Genomic DNA, 19156 nt, shown 5'->3' on the forward strand with positions numbered 1-19156 from the left:
ACCTTTGCAGTCTAGAAAGGGCGAGCACCGGAGCGGAGCGAATTCGACATTCGTGAGCACCGGAGCACAGACCTGACAAAGAATGCGAGGGTTTGTCTACACGCTGAAACCGCTCAATAAATGAGCGGTTTTTTCATCTCTCATAAAAATGCGTGTCAGGAACATGCTTCCTTGCAATAAATCCTTGCTTAAATTCTGGAAATACCTTTTGCACTTGCTTAATCTTTTGATGAACCAAGTCGGCATACGGAATATACAAATGATCCACAAGCTTCTGTTCTTTCATATAATAATACCAATTAAGGTTAAAGGTATTCTCGTCAATGATCGTAAAGGCAGAAAAATGATAGAACAAGAGTGGACATTCGTCGAGATACATATCTCCTTTTACAACTGAAAGCTTGTAGTTTTCAATGTTCCAAATCGCCGCATTGGCTCCTTTAGATGCAACGATATGAACCCCTTCAAAATCATCAACCCATCTTTCCACATACCGCTGATCTCCGTACGTCTTTTTTTCTGTATCCATTTCTACAGTACAATGGGCAAGACAGTTTTCTTTCCATTGCGTGACTGCCTGTTTGGCAACATCTGTGTTACGGCAGCCTACAAACCCAGTATTAAAGCGGCCAGACAACTCATAAAAATGATAGAACCGCTTGGAATTCATATGATCCGTCAAAAATAAATGAGCGCTTGGATTTTCTGCAAAAATCGCCTCCGGATCATGATAAAAATACAAATCCGTATCCAGATGGGCAAGATAATCTGCATCTGAGGACTCAAGAATTTTGAGCAGAAAAGCAGGCTTTAACGTCCAGCAATACTCATGAAACGTTCGATCTTCTTTTGCCTTCCGCAGCGTATCATCTTCAATGTCCTCAAGCTGTTCATATTGAACATGCGGGTGAGGGAACTCCTTTAATACCTTATAAGCCAAAGGGTCTGCACATAAAACGGACAGCTTGAAGGCATGCGCGTTTTGTTCAAGCGAATGAATCAGCGCCAAAAGCTTAAAAACATGGGTATTCGACACAATGGTTGTAAAGTGATAAGACGCCATTTACAACACATCCACTTGGAACAAATCAACGCGCAACAGCTCTTTCGTCAGCCCTTGAATGGCTTCTACAAGCACCATGCAGCCATACTCCTCACGTGCAAGCTGCGCCGCTTCTGCCAGCTTTTTCAAAGGAACATGCTTGGCTGTCAACATATCTTTTTTATCCCGCTTGATGCCTACATTCCGTTCTGTGATCAAATGAAGCAGCTCTAAAAAATAGGATAACAGGTCATCAAATGCTGGATTCTCACGCAGCTGCCGAACTTCTTTCACAATATCATTTGTCACAGTGTGAGAAAACGGACCAGAGAAAGCCAAATGGACATCAATAGCGTCAATATGATTGTACTTCTCACACATATACAAAATGTTGTATTTGATGTCATCAAATGACGTTAAATTACTTGGATGCTCTTGATGCACACTCATGATATCCTCTCGCAATTCAAAGGAGAGACCAAGCTGATTCAATCGAATCCCTAAATCATAATCCTCAAATCCGTACCGAACGATATTTTCATCAAACATCCCTAGTGCCATGACATGCTTACGTTTAACAGAGGAGTTATTTGTAATAAAAAATCGCCATGGCAGCTCATAAGAACCTAAATCATAGTGGTACGTTTCCAAAATGTCTTTCAGGATATCAATAAACTCAGACTGCAAATCGAAGCTTTTCTCTAAAAATGCACCATTTTCGACTTCTTCCAATGATAAAAGAGGCGTTTTGTCCTCCATTTTCCGTTTATACAGTCCTTGCTTTTTCAACCGCTTCATATGATCCTTATCAAACGCTTTGTAAAAATAGCGATAAATCCGCTTCCAGCACACACCGCAAATGACAAGATCCTCCCTGTCAGCATGAGCCTCTGCATGCTTTTGAATAAATCTCGGTTCTGCCAGCATATCACTGTCATGAAAAATGAGCAGATCTCCCTCTGCCTCGCGAATGGCATGATTACGCCCCTTTGCAATCCCTTGATTGACAGGAATACGCACCTTTTTAAATGGGAAGTTCACCTCAATATTCTCGAGCATTTCCATCGTGCCATCCGTTGAGCCATTATCGGCAACAATGACCTCAAATGGAATATCTGTTTCCTGAAGCGTTAAGGAAAAAAGGCTTCCTTCTAAACGCTCTTTGGCATTATAGCTTGGAATAATGACGCTTACCTTTGGCTTTTCATTCATGCGTCATCCTCCTCCCGTTTGGCATAGCCGTTAAACAGCGGATCGACCTGCTCCACAGATTCAATCACATGGCGAAGCACTTGCCGATAGGCTTCTTGGAAAAATGGCAGGTCATTTCGTCCTTTTTCATGAATTTGCTGCATCTCATCCTTGCTCACAATCCGAAAGCCGCTGTAATGATAGCAAATGAGCGGGTGCCCATCCTCCAGAAGAATACGTCCATTCTCCTCCCGATAAGAATGCTGCCCATAGTTCCAATGACCAATATTCACGCCTTTTGTCTCAATATCTTCTACTTTGTCAAACAGCCTCGGCATATGATCTAGATATCCTTGATCGCCAAACTTGCCTTCTCCCGGTGCATTTTTACATTCTTTTAAGCATTCTTCTTTCCACCAGCTGAGGCATTTTCGTCCGGCTTCATCTCCTTTAAAATGCAGAAAGCCTGAGTTATAGCGTCCTAAAAGCTTCTGAAGCATCTTCACTTCCTCTGCATCAAAGCTTGGAATGACAATATCCCCTCTCGAAATTAAAACAGAAGCATTCGGCTGATGTTGAAAAATCACCTGAGGGCTCTCATAAAAGAACAAATCCGCATCAAGATAGGTCACGCTCTCTGCCTGCTCCTGTTCAAATAACCACTCAATCCAAATCGGCTTTAGGGTCCAGCAATATTCCGATGCATCCCGTTCCTCTTTTTTCTCCAGCAGCTCTGGTGTTTCGAGCGCCCGTACATGAACAAGATCCACATGCGGAAAATTCATTTGATGAAGCAAATCAAATGCAGCATCATCCATGCATAACGTCTTGATGACAGCATCATCTTCTACTTGCTTCAACGATAAGAAAAACGCAATGGCTTGATAAAGTCTTCCACTTGAAAGAACCGTACAATATATGCTGTTCATCTATTTACACCTCTATTTTTGAAAGAATTCGCGGTACCATTCAATCGTCTTCTCTAAGCCTTCATCAATGGAGTAATCAGGTTTCCAATCAAGCAGCTTTCTCGCTTTCTCTGCTGACAAATATTGATGCTTAATTTCATGTGTTCCTTGATTGAGAATACGAGGCTTCAGTTCACTTCCCATTGCCTTTAAAATCTTATCCACAAGCTCAAGCACTGTCAGCTGAATCTCGTTACTAAAGTTAAAGGCTTCTCCCGCCAGCCCTTTTTCCTCCATCTTCTCAGCTAGCAGCAAATAAGCCTTCACTGCATCTTCAATGTAGAAATAATCACGAATAAATGTCCCGTCACTTCTAATTTCCGGCGCCTTTCCTTCTAACACAAGCTGAATGGTTTGCGGAATGATTCTGTTGAAATTCAAATCTCCGCCTCCATATAAATTACCGCAGCGTGTAATACAAACCGGTAGACCATATGTGTTGTAGTACGTATGAGAAATGAGATCTGCACAGCTTTTCGAAACATCATACGGATGTTTCCCGTTTAATGGCATGTCTTCATCGTATGGCAGCTGCTCTTGATCACCGTAGGCTTTGTCACTTGATGCCACGATCACTCGTTTGATCAGCGGCTGTCTTCTGCAAGCCTCCAGTACATTCCATGTCCCTAAAATATTCGCTTCAAATGTAGAAACAGGATGTCTATTTGCGACCCCAACAATGGCTTGGGCAGCCAAATGGAAGACGGTGTCAATTTCATATTCTCCTAACGCACGTTCAATCGTCTGCATATCCTCTAATGCGCCTTGCACCACATTCATTTTTTCAAATTGACTGCCTTGATATAAATTCGATCGAGGCACCTGATCACGCACAAGTCCAGTCACGTTTGCCCCTTGATCAATCAATTCCTTGACGAGATAGCTCCCTAACAGCCCTGTACATCCAGTTACAAATACGTTCTTTCCATTCCAAAATCCGCTCATGCTGTCACCAAACCTTCCATGGTTGTTTTCCATCTGTCCACATGTCGTTGATTTCCTTCAGGTTTTTATACGTATCAATTGCTGTCCAAAATCCGTGATGTTCATAAACGGCAAGCTCTCCATCATCCGCCAGGTTTTGAAGAGGCTCCGCTTCAAACACGCATTGATCATCATCTGTCAAATAATCAAATACCTTTGGAGACAACACAAAAAATCCTCCATTGATCATCCCGATACTGTCTGTCTTCTCAGAGAAGGATTGTGCCATCCCGTTATACACCTTCAGTGTCCCGTACTGGGACTTCTTTTCAATGCCTGTGACAGTCGCAGCTGCTCCAAGATCCTGATGACGTTTCAGCAAATGAAACATATTGATATTGGCCAGTCCATCACCATACGTCATCATAAAGGTCTCATCACCAATGTAATCCTGTGCCTGCTTTAAACGTCCGCCTGTCATCGTATCTTCACCTGTATCTAAAAAGGTGATTTTCCAGTTCTCCTTTTTCCCTAAAAGCTTCATTTCTCCTGTCGCCATATCGAGCTGCATGCTGTGATGCTGCCAGTCGTAGTTCAGAAAGTACTCTTTGATCTTCTCTCCTTTATATCCAAGCAATAGGATAAATTCGTCTACACCGTAATACTGATAGATTTTCATAATATGCCATAGAATAGGCCGATCTCCGATCATAGCAAGTGGTTTAGGAAGCGCTTGTGTGACCTCACTCATTCTCGTTCCCTTTCCTCCGCAGAGAATGACTGCTTTCATCTTCTCCCCTCATCTCTCTATGAAGATTTTTGATTAAAAACCCTATCTTTATGCGGAAAATCAGTACATGTACCCCCATACTTTGTCCGACATCAGGTTTTGAATCTACTCTATTCATATGTCGAAATGAGAGAGTGTGCCACCTAGCATTTAACTATTTTTACAAATAAAAAAAGAGCGAGATTCATATTCTCGCTCTTCCAAAGTTTAAATTGTATATTTTCAGGGTAGATGGTATGATAAACATGTGCATAACCAGCACAAACAGCCTCTTTCTACAAAGAGACTACTAGATTGAATGAATTCAAGTGGCAGCTTGTTTCATTCTCAATATGAATCACGGAGGTGAATTCCCTTGGCACAAAACGTTCTTTGTGAAGTGAACTCTTGCCGTTTTTGGGCTGAAAACAGCTGTACCGCTTCTACCATTAAAATTGGTAAAAACACGATGACTGAAGTGACTCGCAACGCTGAAACTGATTGCGAAACATTTGAAACAAAATAATCTATTTTTCTCTGAGATGAAGGAACTGGCAGGTTCCTTCTTTTCTTTTATCATTCTATCAAGAATGATAATTATTATCAAGTGTTTTTCAATAAACATTTCTCGGGAAATAATGACACGATATTTCTCTATTCGTTGACGATTTTCACTCCTTTTTCTATACTCAACATATCCGAAGAAGAAAAAGTGGTGACCAATCAATGGATTTTACGATACGTTTTCTATCATTCTTTGTCGTGGAAATCGAAGGCAAAGATGAACAAGCAAATAAACGATTTAAACATTATCAAACACTAGATCAAGAAGAATTTGAACAAAGTGAGCTGAAGGACTTTTTAGACGGTGAACTGAAAAAAATCGTCAAACGAAAAGTGGACAGACACCCTAAATCTGAACAAGTACCGACCAAAATTGGCCGATTTATTGTAGAGCCCGGTCATGAGCTCGATTCAAATCCAAACTACAACCTATTTCATCAAACGAGATTTGCAGATACAAAAGAATTGTTTAATGAATGCAGTGAACAGTTTGTTCGCACATATTTAGATACAAGTGCTGTCAGAGGCGGCGTTTTTTTAGTTGCTTCTGCTGTTCCTAAAAAGTATTTCGATGATTCCTTTGTCTTTATTATGAAATGCGATTTCGAACAAAAAGTGGCTTCTATCGCTGATACATCTACCTTGATTAGAAAAGTCGAAATGGCTATTACGACAAAAAACATGAAATCGATTCAATACCCGTTTATGCCGGAAGAAGGCATGACTGAGGAAGCTGAAGTGAAAATTCACCAATCCTCACACGCTCGTTATTTTGAGGACTTTTTGAAATTCGTCGAATACGGTGAATCCATGCCTGAAATCATGAAATCACAGGTCATGAATATGGTACAGGAACAGGTTTTTGAAACATTACAGGATGAAAGTGAAGAATTAAAGCAGTTTGAAGAGGATCTTGAAATATGGGAAGCGAGTGAAAAGCGAGAAATTAGAGAAACACTCGATACAGAGCAGGTCACACAAGCGGCCTCCCATATTGTTGAACAAACCCCTGATATCACAATGAAAATGCGTCTAGGCGAAACGGAAATCAAAGGTCTTCTAGCAGACTTTGGCCACTCGATCCATATTGCAAAGCTCAACAATCGATATGTCGTGCTCGTTGAAGCAGATCAAATCGTCTTCGAAAAAGGAAGCACACCTGTTGAGTTTCATAAACCAAATGGGTTAAAAGAGGTGGTCAGCCAGCTGACGCAAAAAGCCTATGATTCAGATCTAGAATAAAAAAACACGACTGCCTCTTGCATTCAGCGCATGAGGCAGTTTTTTGTATAACGCTTGATTTATTACGCTGGATCAGAAGTAATATGCAGCTCTCTGCCTCTTGCCCACATGCTGATAAGCAATAAGCTTATAATGAGCATCAGCCAAAAGACGCTGCTTGATCCAAAAAACTGAATCATCGTATACCCGCACAAGGGTCCTAGAGCTGCTCCCATATCTTGAACAAAGGAATAGCTTGCGAGAAAGCGGTTTTTATCTGTTTGAGCAGACGCTTTTTGAAAAGCAAGCGTATCCGTTAATGTCGTTAAGATTGTTGACAATAGCTGGATCAAAAGCAGCATCACAAGAAACCAGCCGCTTACCTTCAGCATGACCGCCAGAAGACTGAGACCTCCAAATGAAAGAAACATCCAGCCAAGCGTTCGTTCCTTCATCACAAGCCCATCAAACCATCTGCCCGTTTTCGGTGCTACAAATGGTTCCCACCCCCATCTGAGCGCTTGAATGATTCCACTTAAAGCCGAAGCTCCGATAACAAAGCCGAACAGAGCAAATTCACCATGACCGATCCTTGCTTCAATGACATGACTGAGGGTTGATGCGAATAACCCTTGGATCACAAGTGCGATCAGCATACCTGTCATTAATACTTTTACAACATCCCGTGCAAGCCACCTCTGTTTGATGACTTGATACACCTGCCCCTCTTCTCCCTTTTCAATCTCATCCAAAGAGACATAAAAAATGATTCCTAGTAATGTGAGTAAACCAAAAACAAGCGTCATGGACTGGAAGCCGATCAGGCTGGCGAATATTCCGCCACATAACATGCCGAATAAACTGCCAAGCCGGTAAAGCCCATTATAAATGCCCGTATAATGCCCTTGAGAGCTTTCCTCCATCTCAGCAATTAATCTCATTCCACTCATACGCAATAACGTCCATGCCAGCCCCCAAGCGCAGCGGCAAATCAGCAGCAGCCAAAAACCGCTCACACCATAAAGCACTGTGGTCACTGATGCAATCAAAATAGCGATCAATACACCGGTCTTCATTGGGACAAACCGATAGAGCCACCAAACGACAGGCGTTAGCGGGATGCGGATGAATCGGTTAATGGACAGCAGCAGCCCAACCTCCCAAATAGATGATAAACCAATCTCTTTCCAATAGATCGGAAGAACAATATAAAGCATTGAATCTCCAATCAGTGCAAATGCTGTGATAAGCGATATTGCCACCACTTGCTTTTGACGATGATCCATTTTCCCTTCCCCCTTCGCTATCTTTACAATAAGGGATGCCTTATAATAAATCTAATGAATGTTTTTGATTAAACCATCAAAATAATTGATAGGTGGTGCAAAGTTGAATTTACATGCCCTTCGGATTTTTGCAAAGGTCGCAGAGACAAAAAGCGTTACACAAACAGCAGACGTACTGTCATTGACGCAGCCAGCTGTAACGGCTCAGCTTAGAAGCATTGAAAGTGTAATCGGGTTCCGTCTTTTTAAACGAAATGGCAGGGGCATTACACTTACGGAAATGGGGAAGATTCTATACCCTTATGCCCGGCAAGTGTTCGAGGCTGAAAAGGAAGTAGAATATCAGATCACACTTTTACAAAACGGAAAAAAAGGGCGGCTCCGCATCGCTTCTACCTATGTACCACTTAACTTTTTACTGCCAGATTGGCTTGCTGCCTTTAAAACATCTTCACCACAGACAGAAATTGAATTAAAAAGCGGAAACTCCGCTCAAGTTTTAGAGAGCCTGCTTCAATATGAATCAGATGTGGCCATCGCCGTGATCGAGGATTTGCACCATGAGGAGATTCTCACTTCTCATTTAACGAATTTAAGCTATGATTTTATTGTGCCGGCAGACCATCCGTTAAACGGAAAAACCGTCCCACTGGAGCGCCTGAGTCAGGAGCCTTTTTTGATGCGTGAAGAAGGCAGTTCCACAAGAGATAAACTCTTTTCATTATTTACCTCGAAAGGGATCAAAAAACCTACCGTTGATTTACAATTCAGCGGTGTTCATGAAGCGATTCAAATGATCAAAGCTGGATATGGCATCACACTTGTTCCCCGTGATGCGGTTCATGGCAGTCTCAAGCGGCAAGAAATTGGGCGCGTGTACATTGAAGGCATCGAGATCGTCAGACCGGTTGTTGTGTGCAAACGGGCGAATGATCTTGAAGAAAATAGAACCGTGGATGCCTTCCTGCAAATGAAAGGTATCGGTCCATTTACTACGCCTGCTGCCAATTAAAAAAGTGCCTGCTTCTGAAACAGGCACTTTTTTCTATTCAGCTGGCTGCATGATGTCAAACGGTACAGCTTTTGAAGCTTTCACCAATTGTTCTGGGGTGATGAGGATTTCATTTCCCCATTCGCCTGCCCCAACACCTAATATTTCCTCTTCTAATAACGAAGCCTCAATAATGGTGCGGAATCCTTCTGGCTGCCAGCAAAACGGCGGAATTGAACCAATTCGATAGCCCGTCACTTCAAGAACCTTCTCCGGTGAAGCCATTTTAATATTACGGGAGCCGGCCGCTTTCTTAAGTTTCCCTGACTTAATATGCTGGTCAGCGCCAACCATCACAAGCAGCTGCTCCCCTTCTCCTGTTTCAAAAATCAATGTTTTAATCATTTGTCTTTCACGAAAACCAAGAGCTGCTGCTACATTTGCTGCACCCTTTTCTGTTTCGGCAGAAAATGTTTTGACCTCATATGGGATGCCATGTTTGTCCAAAAAGTCATGTGCCGGTAATTTTTTCAATCGATTGAACCCCTTTCCTTACAATGTCCTTCATTTAGCTTATCACAATCTTCTCATCCTTAAGATGTATTTTTCAATTAAAAACCTCTGGACACACCATCACCATGCTATACTGAACTTGTTTTTGAAAAGGAGCCGGTTTAATATGGGAAACAAGTTTTGGTGTTATACAAGCAGTAAAAGCCTTCTCATGCTGAGTGATATTTTATTTGTCATGACGATCACGTTTGTCATTTATCAAGATACACAATCTGTTGCCTATGCGGCTGTCTTTCCGCTGATTAGAACGATATGCCAGCTATTGGCTGGGCTCTTCTCTCCTGTTTTAACCGATTACTTTCAAGCTGGCCGGCTATTGAAATGGATCCCGCTTTTACGTCTTGGGATGCTCATCGTGTTTACAGCCCAATTTCATTTGTTTCAGCAGCATATGGTCTGGTTGTTTAGTGCGCTTATTTTGATTTCCCTCACAGGCGGGTTCATCAGTCCTTTAATGCAGGCCATCATGCCGATGCTTGTACCAGCAAATCAGCTTGTGAAAGCAAACAGTACAGCCTCCATTTTTCATCAAATGGTTCAAATCGCCGGTTATTCGTTCACTGGAATGCTCGTCCTATGGATCGGGCCGTTTTATTTAATGTGGATCACCTGTGTCATGATTGTGTTGTCTTATCTATTATTCATCCCTGTTTTTCCTCTTCTTAAGCAAGAAGAGACGGTTCGAAAAGCAAATAAGATGAACAGCTTCAAAGATGGCTGGACGATCATTTGGAGAAATAAAACGGTGCGCACCCTGACCTTTATGGATGTTTGTGAAAATATTGCGGGTGCTGTGTGGATCGGGGCGATTACGCTTGCCTTTGTCACCCATGATTTAAAGCAAGGTGAGGAATGGTGGGGATTTATCAATGCCGCTTATTATACAGGTGCCATCATAGGCGGGCTCTTAGCTGCATGGATGAGTCAGTTTATTCAAAAACAGCTTCTCCTCTTTATGGCAGCTGGTTCATTCATTTATGCAGTGCTGACCATTGTCTATTCACTGAACAGCCTGCCGTGGCTTGCTTTGGTGCTTTGTATTTTGATGGGGCCTGCCTACCAAATCCGAGATGTTTCGCAGCAAACCATTCTTCAAACGGAAACGCCAGTACATGATTTATCAAAGGTGTATTCGGCTCACTACGTCCTTTCTTCAGTATCGGTCGGTTTATCTATTTTCTTTGTTGGATTGATTGCAGATGTATACGGGGCGAGGTCTGTGTATTTGCTGGGCGGTCTATTCGTGCTCGTTTGTTCCGGCATTGCCATCCTTGCTTTTATGAAGCAGAAAAAAGAGAGCAGCTGATGTATGCAGCGGCTCTTTTACTTTTCTTTTAACATCGCAAACATGTCACGGGCCATGGCTTCTAAAATATACACAACTGGCGTCTGTGTGGTGATATTGGCTCTGTGGACCCGTTCATCTGTGACGTAGTAGGCAATATTTAAATCTGAAATGCGCGAAATCGTGCAGTGCTGGTTATTCGTAATACTAATGATCTTGCTGCCTTCTCTTTTTAACTTCGAAATATGATCAATTGTAATACTGTTCTCTCCTGATACAGACAGCACAATGGTGACACTATTGTCTAAATACTGCATATTCATCGGAAAAAACGGATCATTGATATAAAATGAAAATTTCTCAAGACTTGAAAAGTACCTCGCCCCATACTGCGCCAAAATGCCAGAACTGCCAGTTCCGATAAACAGCACATTTTTTGCCTCAGCAATGAGCTTCGCGGCCTCCTTAATTTTCCCCTCAAAGTCTCCCTTCAATGTTCGTTCAATAAATTCATATAGAAAGTGCTGAGTGCTTTTTAAAGAAGGTGCCTGCTCTGATTCTAAATACATTTTGAGCTTCACTTTAAACTCTGAAAAGCCTTCACAATTTACTTTTCGGCAAAAGCGAAGGACAGACGAGGTGGAAATATGTGCAGCATCTGCAAGATCTCGAATTCTCATGTACACGACCTTTTCACTGTTTTCCATGATATATCGGTATAAAGCGCTTTCTAGTTCATTAAAGCTGGAAATGACCTCACTTGAAAACATCTGACTTCCCCTTTCTCCAACTACATGTCACAATGTGTTTCTTTTATGTAACAAATCTCTAAATAGGGCACCCTTGCCTAAAGACGCTGAAGTCATTTACGCACATGATGCTCTCACGATAAGCTATAGATGTACAAACAAGAAAAAAGACTTTTCTCTATTATAACATTGCGCGTTACATTATTCGGAGGTGCAGAACATGGCAAAAGGATTAAAGGTTGTCACAATTGGCGGAGGATCAAGCTATACACCAGAGCTTGTAGAAGGATTTATTAAACGATACGATGAATTTCCGATTAGCGAGCTTTGGCTCGTTGATATTGAAGCGGGAAAAGAAAAGCTTGAGATCGTCGGAAATCTTGCAAAACGCATGGTCAAAAAAGCAGGGCTTCCAATCGAGGTTCATTTAACATTAGATCGCAGGAAAGCACTTGTAGATGCTGATTTTGTCACAACACAATTCCGTGTCGGACTTCTTGAAGCACGTATGAAGGATGAACGCATTCCTTTAAAATATGATGTCATTGGTCAAGAAACAAATGGGCCAGGAGGTCTATTCAAAGGACTTCGCACCATTCCTGTCATTCTTGATATTGTCAAAGATATTGAAGAGCTTTGCCCGAATGCATGGCTTGTGAATTTCACAAATCCAGCTGGTATGGTCACTGAAGCCGTTCTTCGTTATTCAAACCATCGTAAAGTCGTTGGTTTATGCAACGTGCCGATCGGCATTCGCATGGGAATCGCCAAAGGGCTTGGTGTCGACGCAAGCAGAGTCGAAGTCAGCTTTGCTGGATTAAACCATATGGTCTTTGGACTCAATGTATTCTTAGATGGCAAAAGCATCATGGATCAAGTCATCGAAGACATGGCTGATCCAAACTCCAGCATGTCGATGAACAACATTCAAGCGATTCCGTGGGATGCTGATTTCTTAAAAGGGCTTGGCGTCATTCCTTGTCCGTATCACCGTTACTACTACAAAACAAGTGATATGCTGGCTGAGGAAAAGAAAGCAGCAGCAAATGAAGGAACACGTGCTGAAGTCGTTCGCGCATTAGAAAATGATTTGTTCGAGCTTTACAAAGACCCTGATCTCGACATCAAGCCGCCACAGCTTGAAAAACGAGGCGGTGCCTACTACAGTGATGCGGCTTGTAACTTGATTGCATCCATTTATAACGACAAGCATGACATTCAGCCTGTAAACACCATTAATAACGGGGCTATTAGTGACATTCCAAATGATTCTGCGGTTGAACTCAACTGTGTGATCACAAAAGACGGTCCTAAACCAATCGCTGTTGGTGAAATGCCGGTCGCTGTCAAAGGACTTATTTCTCAAATTAAATCCTTTGAACGTGTAGCTGCTGAAGCAGCCGTGACAGGCGATTACAACACAGCTCTTGTCGCAATGACCATCAACCCGCTTGTCCCATCAGATGCCATTGCAAAAAGCATCCTAGATGAAATGCTAGAAGCTCACAAAGAATATTTGCCACAGTTCTTCAATAAAGTAGAAGCATAAAACTGTCTACCCGCTGACCGCACTTGTCGAAAGTGCGGTTTTTTTATTTGGCTGCAAACAGCCGGTCCATCTTAGGACGATCATAGTCTAATAGCAAGTGCTGTAAGCCTTCATAGACTGGGCGTAGACGCTCAGCATCTGCCGAAATGAGATCACAGCCTCGATCATCATATAAGTGAAAAATCATTTTTTTTGAGAGATTCATTAAGTAAATTTCATACCCCAGTTTTCCCTTCAAGATTTGATTCGGTGCATAGAAGTCCTCCTGGCACATCGCATGGAGAAGCGGACGCAATCGAATGTCTTGCAGCTGGCATTTGAGTGTAAATCTCTCTAATGTCAGTGAATCTTCTATTTCTGGACGTACATAAGTCAAAAGCTCGTGGCGCAATCTGTTCCTTACTTGCCGATGCACATACTTTTGATAGACAAGGAGCTTACGCTTCGTTAATTCATGTTCATGATCTGTATACACATCCGTCACAAGCAGCATCTCGTCTTCTGGATCAAAAGTATATTTCACAATCTCTAAAGCACGATCTCCCGCTTTTTCTAATACAATCGATTCTTTTCCTAATGACCAATCTGCCACTTCAAACCGAAGCCCAATAGGCCACTCATAAAAAAGAGGCGGCGTGAGGAAAAGATGAGGAAAATGATTTTTTAGAAACATATTTGTTTGATCACTCATTTGCTTTCCTTTCACTCGTTTTATTTTTCATTTTACCGTTAAAACATATAGGAAAACAAATTGGAAATAAACTGTCATTTCTTATATGATAGAAAGAGATGGAGGTGTGGTCAATTGAAAACATCAAAATGGTTTTTACAAGTGTTCCTTACAGCACTGATCACCATGTGGATACAGGCTGGACTTGATCAGGCGAACATCATTCAGATCACCAATGTATGGGTCGATGTCAGCAGCTGGATCCTGATCTTCTTTGTCATCTACGCACTTTTGGAATGGACAGCTCACGTCTTAGCAAAACGGAAAACCGTTCATCGTTGAACATCTCTTTTCATAGAGATGTTTTTTCTTGAAACTCTTCTTGCACCAGTTCATGAATGACGCCCATTCCTGCCTGGCTTCCAGCTGCTGCTGCGAGAACTAACTGAGCAGGACCGCCTAGATTATCACCACATGCAAAGACACCACTGACGGTTGTACGTCCAAGGATATCTGTTTCAATACCCGCATTCTTCGTCATTTGACAGCCAAGCTTTTCGGCAAATGGGGCTGACTGCTTGAATTCACTTGCGACAAAACCGCCTTCCCTATTCACTATCTCCCCATTCGCAAGCTGGAGAGAGCGCAGCTGCCCATTGTCATGATCAATCGACACAATTGGCACATCAATGACTTGAATAGAATGTGCCCTCAGAAGCGTCTTGTCCTCTTCAGCCAACACGTGCCCATTCGTAAACACGATCAAATCCTTTGTCCAATTGGAAAGAAGCTTAGCCATATGCAAGGCTCGCTGATTCTCTGCAATGAGGGCAAGTGCTTTGTCCTTTAATTCCCATCCATCACAGAAAGGACAGCTAAACAACGTTTTTCCGTACACATTATGAATTCCTTCGATCTCTGGCAATATATCCTGAAGACCTGTTGCCAAAATGATTTTTTTCGCTTCGAATGCATCCCCCTCGTGTGTCAGTAACGTAAAGCTTTCCTCTTTCTTTTGTATATCAACAATTCGACTTCGGTTGATTTTGATATTAGGGTATTTTTGAAGATCTGCCTCTCCGGCTTGTCTGATCTCAAATGGTGTCATTCCATCATTTGTAATAAATCCATGTGATTCCTGCGTCACTCGATTTCTTGGCAGCTCATCATCAAATACAGTGACCTGCTTTCTGCCTCTTCCTACAACAAGTGCTGCACTTAATCCGGCTGGTCCGCCTCCAATAATGGCACAATCTAATAACATATCAATCTCTCCTTTTCTATTCAAGATTTTAAAGACTCTTAATATCCATAATTAGTTCAAAAAAATCACATGTTGAAAAATGGATTTTTTTCTGTTTGCTCAAGTTGGTTCGCAATATCAATTAACCGTTTTTGACTTAATGTCTCCTGCATTTTCGTTTCCACATCCTGCATGACCTGTTCAATCAAACAGCCATCATGAGGCATGAAGGAGTCATGCTCTAAGGAGCAGCGAAATAAATTCGTTTGTCCTTCTACAGCCTGAATGACATCTAAAAACGAAATGTCTTCCTTTCGTTTGATAAGGGTATAACCTCCCTTTGCACCAGGTGTTGATTCAATCAATCCCGCCTTCACAAGCTTTGTTAAAATTTTAGATAAATAGGTTGGTGAAAGGTCTTGCATCTTAGCAAGAGGCTCAACGCCAATCGCTTTACCCTTTGGCGCAAGAGTTAAAAACACCATCGTATGCAGCGCATAGTTGGTCGCTTTAGAATATTTCATGAGGAAACTCCTTTCTATCTATTATAGACCTTTTATATCTGTAATTGATCATAGATGATTCAAGAGAAAAAAGCAAGAGTTGTGAATCTGCTCCACTTTTCATTCCACATTTCACATTTCCTTCCGATAATAGAAGTAAGCACGAAATAAAGTTTTGATTGAGAACGAGAAGGAGTGAAGAAAAATGTCAGATCAACAGCACAATGCAGCACACGAAGAAGAAGAGGAATTTAACGTATACGACATGCTTCCGCCCGCAGGTACAATCATCGGTGAAGCAACAGAAGAAGAAATGGAAGCCGCAGCAGCACTTGAAGTGAGACATGTCGCGTTCATGCGCCTTCAAGATATGTACATTCAATTTGATGGCTCGTCTTACAAAGACTTATTAAAAGACTTCCAAGAATTCGAATTGGATTCCACAAAATTCTGGAGAGCCATTGCTAGACGTCTTCAAATTCCATACGAATGGCCAATCCGAATCGACCACGCAAACGGCCCTATTTATATTGGTGAAACAGAGGATAGCCGTGAGGTTGAGGAGAGTGCAGAGTAAGGAAATGGCGGCCCCCTTTTGGTAAGGGGGCTTTTTGTCTCCATTACAATACATCGGTTGAAAAAACTAATAAGCAATATGAGCGCTGTCACGCCCATATTGCTTATTCTCGTGTTATGTTAACTCTGGCCAAAATGCTTGATTTGCCACAATTAAGTCGTCTAAAATATCTTTTGCTACTTTAGCACTCGGCACCGTTTTCGATAATGTGATAGCCTGCCATAGTTTTTGATAGGACCCTTCTTCAAATGCTTCTACTACTAATTTTTCTACGCCAACTTGCTGCTCCATGAGACTTTTTTGAAATCTAGGAATTTCTCCAACTACTAATTTTTCTGGACCATTGCTGCCAACGATACAAGGAATTTCAACCATAGCTGTTGGATCAAAGTTCCTAATGGCGCCATTGTTCTCTACAATCATCAGCATCCGTTCCTTTTTATTAAAAGCAATAGCTCTTGCCAAATCAACGATATAGGAAGCGTGCTCATCAATGGTCAGCTTTGTTTCCTTTGCCGTTCCTTTATCAATGATGGCCTGACATTCACTAAAAACAAAAGCTTCCCGCCCCTCCATCACTTCATTGGCACGCGTGAACTCGATATTTGAATGTGCCACTTCTTCATCTGGAAATAGATAGTATTTCAAATACGTATTCGGTACTGTTTTTGGATCAAGTGCTTGAATATCTTTGGCCTTTTTTAATGTGCTGTTCCAGCTCTTCTGCTGTTCTAGCTCAGATGTTCCATCTGTTGCATAACCATGCTGGCTTACATGCTTAATCACCTCAGGCATTAAGCTATTTCCTGATTTATCTCGAATATCTGTCCACCAGCCAAAATGATTTAAACCATAGTAATCGACTTCTAGTTCTTTCCGCGAAGATAAGCCTAAATTCTTTGCAATTAATTCTTCGATGCCAATTGGCATATCGCATATGTTTAAAATCTTGGAATTCGGTCTTAGCTTACGTGTTGCCTCTGCTACTATCGCTGCAGGGTTCGAATAGTTTAACATCCAAGCTTCAGGTGAGTATTTTTCCATATAATCGACAAGTTCTAATACACCTGGGATGGACCGCATTCCGTAAGCTATTCCGCCTGGACCGCAAGTTTCCTGTCCGACGACTCCATGCTTCAATGGAATTTTCTCATCTAATTCACGCATTGCATATTTCCCGACACGAATATGTGCCATCACAAAATCGACTTGAGTAAAGGCTTCTTCTGGGTCCGTGCTTGCCAGTAATCGCACTTCTGGTGCTCGTTCTTTTAACATAATCTCACATGCATCTGCAATCGTCTTTTGTCTAGCTTCATCATTATCATAGAGTTTAATTGTATGAATTGGGAACTCCTCTAAATAGTCTAATAGCATCAAAATGATCCCTGGTGTAAATGTACTTCCGCCTCCAGCGATGGTAATATTAAATTTTTTCATCATATCCAGCTCCTTTTTCAATCTAATGAAAGGTTTGTCTCAAAGGACTCTCTTACTTGCGGTACACTTAAGCCAACAATGATTTGAATGCTTTGACCACTCTTCGCCATGCCGTGTGCCAGTTTATTTTTTGTAAAGTATTCCCTATCTTTCACCAAGCTAGGGTCAATCACTGTAATACGCAGACGCGTGGCACAGTTTGTCACATCTTTAATGTTTTCTTTACCGCCAAGGCCTTCTAAGAAATAAACGGCTTTCTCTTCATACTCAGACGCATAAACGGGCGCTTCCTTTTTGTCATGACCTTTTTTATGAGCATTCTCATAATCCTGTTTTGTATATAGCCTCGTCTCCTCCTCATGTTTTCGTCCTGGTAATGGAATATCAAATTTCACAATCAGCCATCTAAATATGACAAAATACAATGCTGTAAAAAGAAGTCCAATCACCGCTTGGATCAGATAAATCCCTCCATGATTTGAAGAGAGCGGAACCCAGTTCAATGCAGCTATCTCAATAAGCCCGGAACCCATCATCCCCACAACACCAAACATATTCATGATTGTCACCATGGTCGCCCCAAGAAGTGCATGTATCACAAATAAATAAGGCGCGAGGAATAGGAATGTAAATTCAAGCGGTTCTGTAATTCCGGCAAATATGGCTGTTAATGTGGCGGGTAATACCAATGCCAAAACCTTTTTTCTGTTTTCTTTCGGTGTTGAAAAATACATGGCTAGAGCTATCCCTAAACAGCCAAACATCTTAATATTCCCATGCAATAAAAATCCGTATGGATAAAGATCCTTCAAATCGGAAGTGGAGGTCGCAAATTCATTTAAGTGAGCAATCCAATATGGTTTTAACCCCCCATTTACAGCCGCTGGACCAAACTCAAAAGGTGTATAAATAAAATGGTGAAGTCCTGTTGGAATTAACACCCTTTCCAAGAAATGAAACAGCCAGACACCAATATAACCAGACTGTGCCATGAACCCTTGGAGAGATTGAATCCCCTGCTGAACATAGGGCCATACAAAAGCAACGATAAAAGCAATAGGAATCATCACAAAGAATCCGATGATGACAACAAATACAAGCCCCTGGAAAATCCCAAGCATTTCAGGCAACTTTTGATCATAAAAACGATTATGGATCCAAATGACGATTCCAGATATCATCACCGCACCAATGATACTTGTATCCAGCGTAGGTATACCCGCTATTTCTTTTACTCCCGCTACATTTTCGACACCTTGCGATAAATCAACACCAAAAGTAGACGGCCAAAGTGTCAAAATAGCATGAATATAATTGTTAAATACAAGATAAATCATCAAAGCTGCGAGCGTCGCACGTGCTTGCGCTTTTTTTGCAAGTGAGATGGGCAATCCAATCACAAAGGCTAATTCCATATGATTGAAAATCGTCCATCCCCCGCTTTCAATCAGTGACCAAACCTTGTACCACATCGTACCTTCTGCAGCCATTTCCCCCATAATCGCTGGATTCTTACATAAAGTCGCGAGGCCGACAACAATACCAAAAAACGCGAATAAAAGTACAGGAACTACCATAGCACTGCCAAACCGCTTGATTGCATTCATAAGC

Annotated in this window: 20 protein-coding genes; 7 read left to right on the forward strand and 13 right to left on the reverse strand. The window is 41.8% G+C overall.

All coding sequences use genetic code 11. From position 1 onward, the window contains the following. Positions 1–133 precede the first annotated feature (133 nt). The 5 genes from AWT60_RS10730 to rfbF are packed head-to-tail and all read right to left on the reverse strand — an operon-like array spanning position 134 to position 4915. The gene (locus AWT60_RS10730) at positions 134–1063 is read right to left on the reverse strand and encodes a putative nucleotide-diphospho-sugar transferase (protein WP_041108624.1); all 930 of its coding nucleotides are present in this window, start codon (positions 1061–1063) and stop codon (positions 134–136) included. Beyond that, positions 1064–2254, reverse strand: coding sequence for a glycosyltransferase family 2 protein (locus AWT60_RS10735; RefSeq protein WP_056767615.1), 1191 nt, complete (start codon positions 2252–2254; stop codon positions 1064–1066). Further along, positions 2251–3162 (reverse strand): putative nucleotide-diphospho-sugar transferase, encoded by a 912-nt coding sequence (locus AWT60_RS10740; protein WP_218677233.1) that lies wholly within the window; start codon positions 3160–3162, stop codon positions 2251–2253. Before AWT60_RS10740 ends, AWT60_RS10735 begins: the two co-directional genes overlap by 4 nt. Before the next feature lie 12 nt (positions 3163–3174). After that, entirely contained in the window at positions 3175–4146 is a 972-nt protein-coding gene (locus AWT60_RS10745; protein ID WP_025092661.1) for a GDP-mannose 4,6-dehydratase, read from the reverse strand. Positions 4147–4150: 4 nt separating this feature from the next. Beyond that, positions 4151–4915 (reverse strand): glucose-1-phosphate cytidylyltransferase, encoded by a 765-nt coding sequence (rfbF, locus tag AWT60_RS10750; protein WP_024424573.1) that lies wholly within the window; start codon positions 4913–4915, stop codon positions 4151–4153. Between the two features lie 355 nt (positions 4916–5270). Here rfbF and AWT60_RS10755 point away from each other — a divergent pair, with 355 nt between their 5' ends. Together AWT60_RS10755 and AWT60_RS10760 are read left to right on the forward strand one after the other, a co-directional pair. Next, a complete protein-coding gene (locus AWT60_RS10755) occupies positions 5271–5420 on the forward strand; it encodes a DUF1540 domain-containing protein (RefSeq protein WP_073204211.1) in 150 nt (49 codons plus the stop codon). A 200-nt stretch (positions 5421–5620) separates the two neighbouring features. Next, positions 5621–6700: a DUF3900 domain-containing protein gene (locus AWT60_RS10760; protein ID WP_024426661.1), complete on the forward strand. Its 1080-nt coding sequence runs from the start codon at positions 5621–5623 to the stop codon at positions 6698–6700. Positions 6701–6762: 62 nt separating this feature from the next. On the opposite strand, the gene AWT60_RS10765 is transcribed toward AWT60_RS10760, so the two are convergent. After that, entirely contained in the window at positions 6763–7965 is a 1203-nt protein-coding gene (locus AWT60_RS10765) for an MFS transporter (protein WP_218677234.1), read from the reverse strand. 103 nt (positions 7966–8068) lie between these two features. Between AWT60_RS10765 and AWT60_RS10770 the strand changes: the two genes are divergently transcribed. After that, positions 8069–8977: a LysR family transcriptional regulator gene (locus tag AWT60_RS10770; protein ID WP_218677235.1), complete on the forward strand. Its 909-nt coding sequence runs from the start codon at positions 8069–8071 to the stop codon at positions 8975–8977. Positions 8978–9010: 33 nt separating this feature from the next. Here the strand turns inward: AWT60_RS10770 and AWT60_RS10775 are convergent, their stop codons facing one another. Continuing rightward, positions 9011–9490, reverse strand: a complete 480-nt coding sequence (locus tag AWT60_RS10775) for an aminoacyl-tRNA deacylase (RefSeq protein ID WP_218677236.1) — start codon at positions 9488–9490, stop codon at positions 9011–9013. A 145-nt stretch (positions 9491–9635) separates the two neighbouring features. On the opposite strand from AWT60_RS10775, the gene AWT60_RS10780 reads away from it, so the two are divergent. Next, entirely contained in the window at positions 9636–10835 is a 1200-nt protein-coding gene (locus AWT60_RS10780) for an MFS transporter (RefSeq protein WP_218677237.1), read from the forward strand. A gap of 17 nt (positions 10836–10852) precedes the next feature. On the opposite strand, the gene AWT60_RS10785 is transcribed toward AWT60_RS10780, so the two are convergent. Next, positions 10853–11584, reverse strand: a complete 732-nt coding sequence (locus tag AWT60_RS10785) for a MurR/RpiR family transcriptional regulator (RefSeq protein WP_056767604.1) — start codon at positions 11582–11584, stop codon at positions 10853–10855. A gap of 199 nt (positions 11585–11783) precedes the next feature. On the opposite strand from AWT60_RS10785, the gene AWT60_RS10790 reads away from it, so the two are divergent. After that, a complete protein-coding gene (locus tag AWT60_RS10790) occupies positions 11784–13112 on the forward strand; it encodes a 6-phospho-beta-glucosidase (protein ID WP_024424565.1) in 1329 nt (442 codons plus the stop codon). Positions 13113–13155: 43 nt separating this feature from the next. Here AWT60_RS10790 and AWT60_RS10795 read toward each other — a convergent pair whose 3' ends face one another. Continuing rightward, positions 13156–13803, reverse strand: coding sequence for a DUF3885 domain-containing protein (locus AWT60_RS10795; protein WP_218677238.1), 648 nt, complete (start codon positions 13801–13803; stop codon positions 13156–13158). A gap of 114 nt (positions 13804–13917) precedes the next feature. On the opposite strand from AWT60_RS10795, the gene AWT60_RS10800 reads away from it, so the two are divergent. Further along, positions 13918–14124, forward strand: a complete 207-nt coding sequence (locus tag AWT60_RS10800) for a hypothetical protein (protein ID WP_218677251.1) — start codon at positions 13918–13920, stop codon at positions 14122–14124. A gap of 10 nt (positions 14125–14134) precedes the next feature. Here AWT60_RS10800 and AWT60_RS10805 read toward each other — a convergent pair whose 3' ends face one another. Both AWT60_RS10805 and AWT60_RS10810 read right to left on the reverse strand, forming a co-directional pair. Next, the gene (locus tag AWT60_RS10805; protein ID WP_218677239.1) at positions 14135–15046 is read right to left on the reverse strand and encodes an NAD(P)/FAD-dependent oxidoreductase; all 912 of its coding nucleotides are present in this window, start codon (positions 15044–15046) and stop codon (positions 14135–14137) included. Positions 15047–15111: 65 nt separating this feature from the next. Next, positions 15112–15549, reverse strand: coding sequence for an Rrf2 family transcriptional regulator (locus AWT60_RS10810; protein WP_087976396.1), 438 nt, complete (start codon positions 15547–15549; stop codon positions 15112–15114). A 184-nt stretch (positions 15550–15733) separates the two neighbouring features. Between AWT60_RS10810 and AWT60_RS10815 the strand changes: the two genes are divergently transcribed. Beyond that, entirely contained in the window at positions 15734–16105 is a 372-nt protein-coding gene (locus AWT60_RS10815; RefSeq protein ID WP_039177014.1) for a hypothetical protein, read from the forward strand. 114 nt (positions 16106–16219) lie between these two features. Here the strand turns inward: AWT60_RS10815 and AWT60_RS10820 are convergent, their stop codons facing one another. Both AWT60_RS10820 and AWT60_RS10825 read right to left on the reverse strand, forming a co-directional pair. Beyond that, positions 16220–17545 (reverse strand): 6-phospho-alpha-glucosidase, encoded by a 1326-nt coding sequence (locus tag AWT60_RS10820; protein WP_306299199.1) that lies wholly within the window; start codon positions 17543–17545, stop codon positions 16220–16222. Between the two features lie 17 nt (positions 17546–17562). Next, on the reverse strand, positions 17563–19152 hold the full coding sequence (locus AWT60_RS10825) for an alpha-glucoside-specific PTS transporter subunit IIBC (protein WP_218677241.1): 1590 nt from the start codon (positions 19150–19152) through the stop codon (positions 17563–17565). Positions 19153–19156: the final 4 nt, after the last annotated feature.

The sequence above is a fragment of the Bacillus sp. F2HM genome, assembly GCF_019266135.1.
Taxonomy (GTDB): domain Bacteria; phylum Bacillota; class Bacilli; order Bacillales; family Bacillaceae; genus Bacillus; species Bacillus safensis.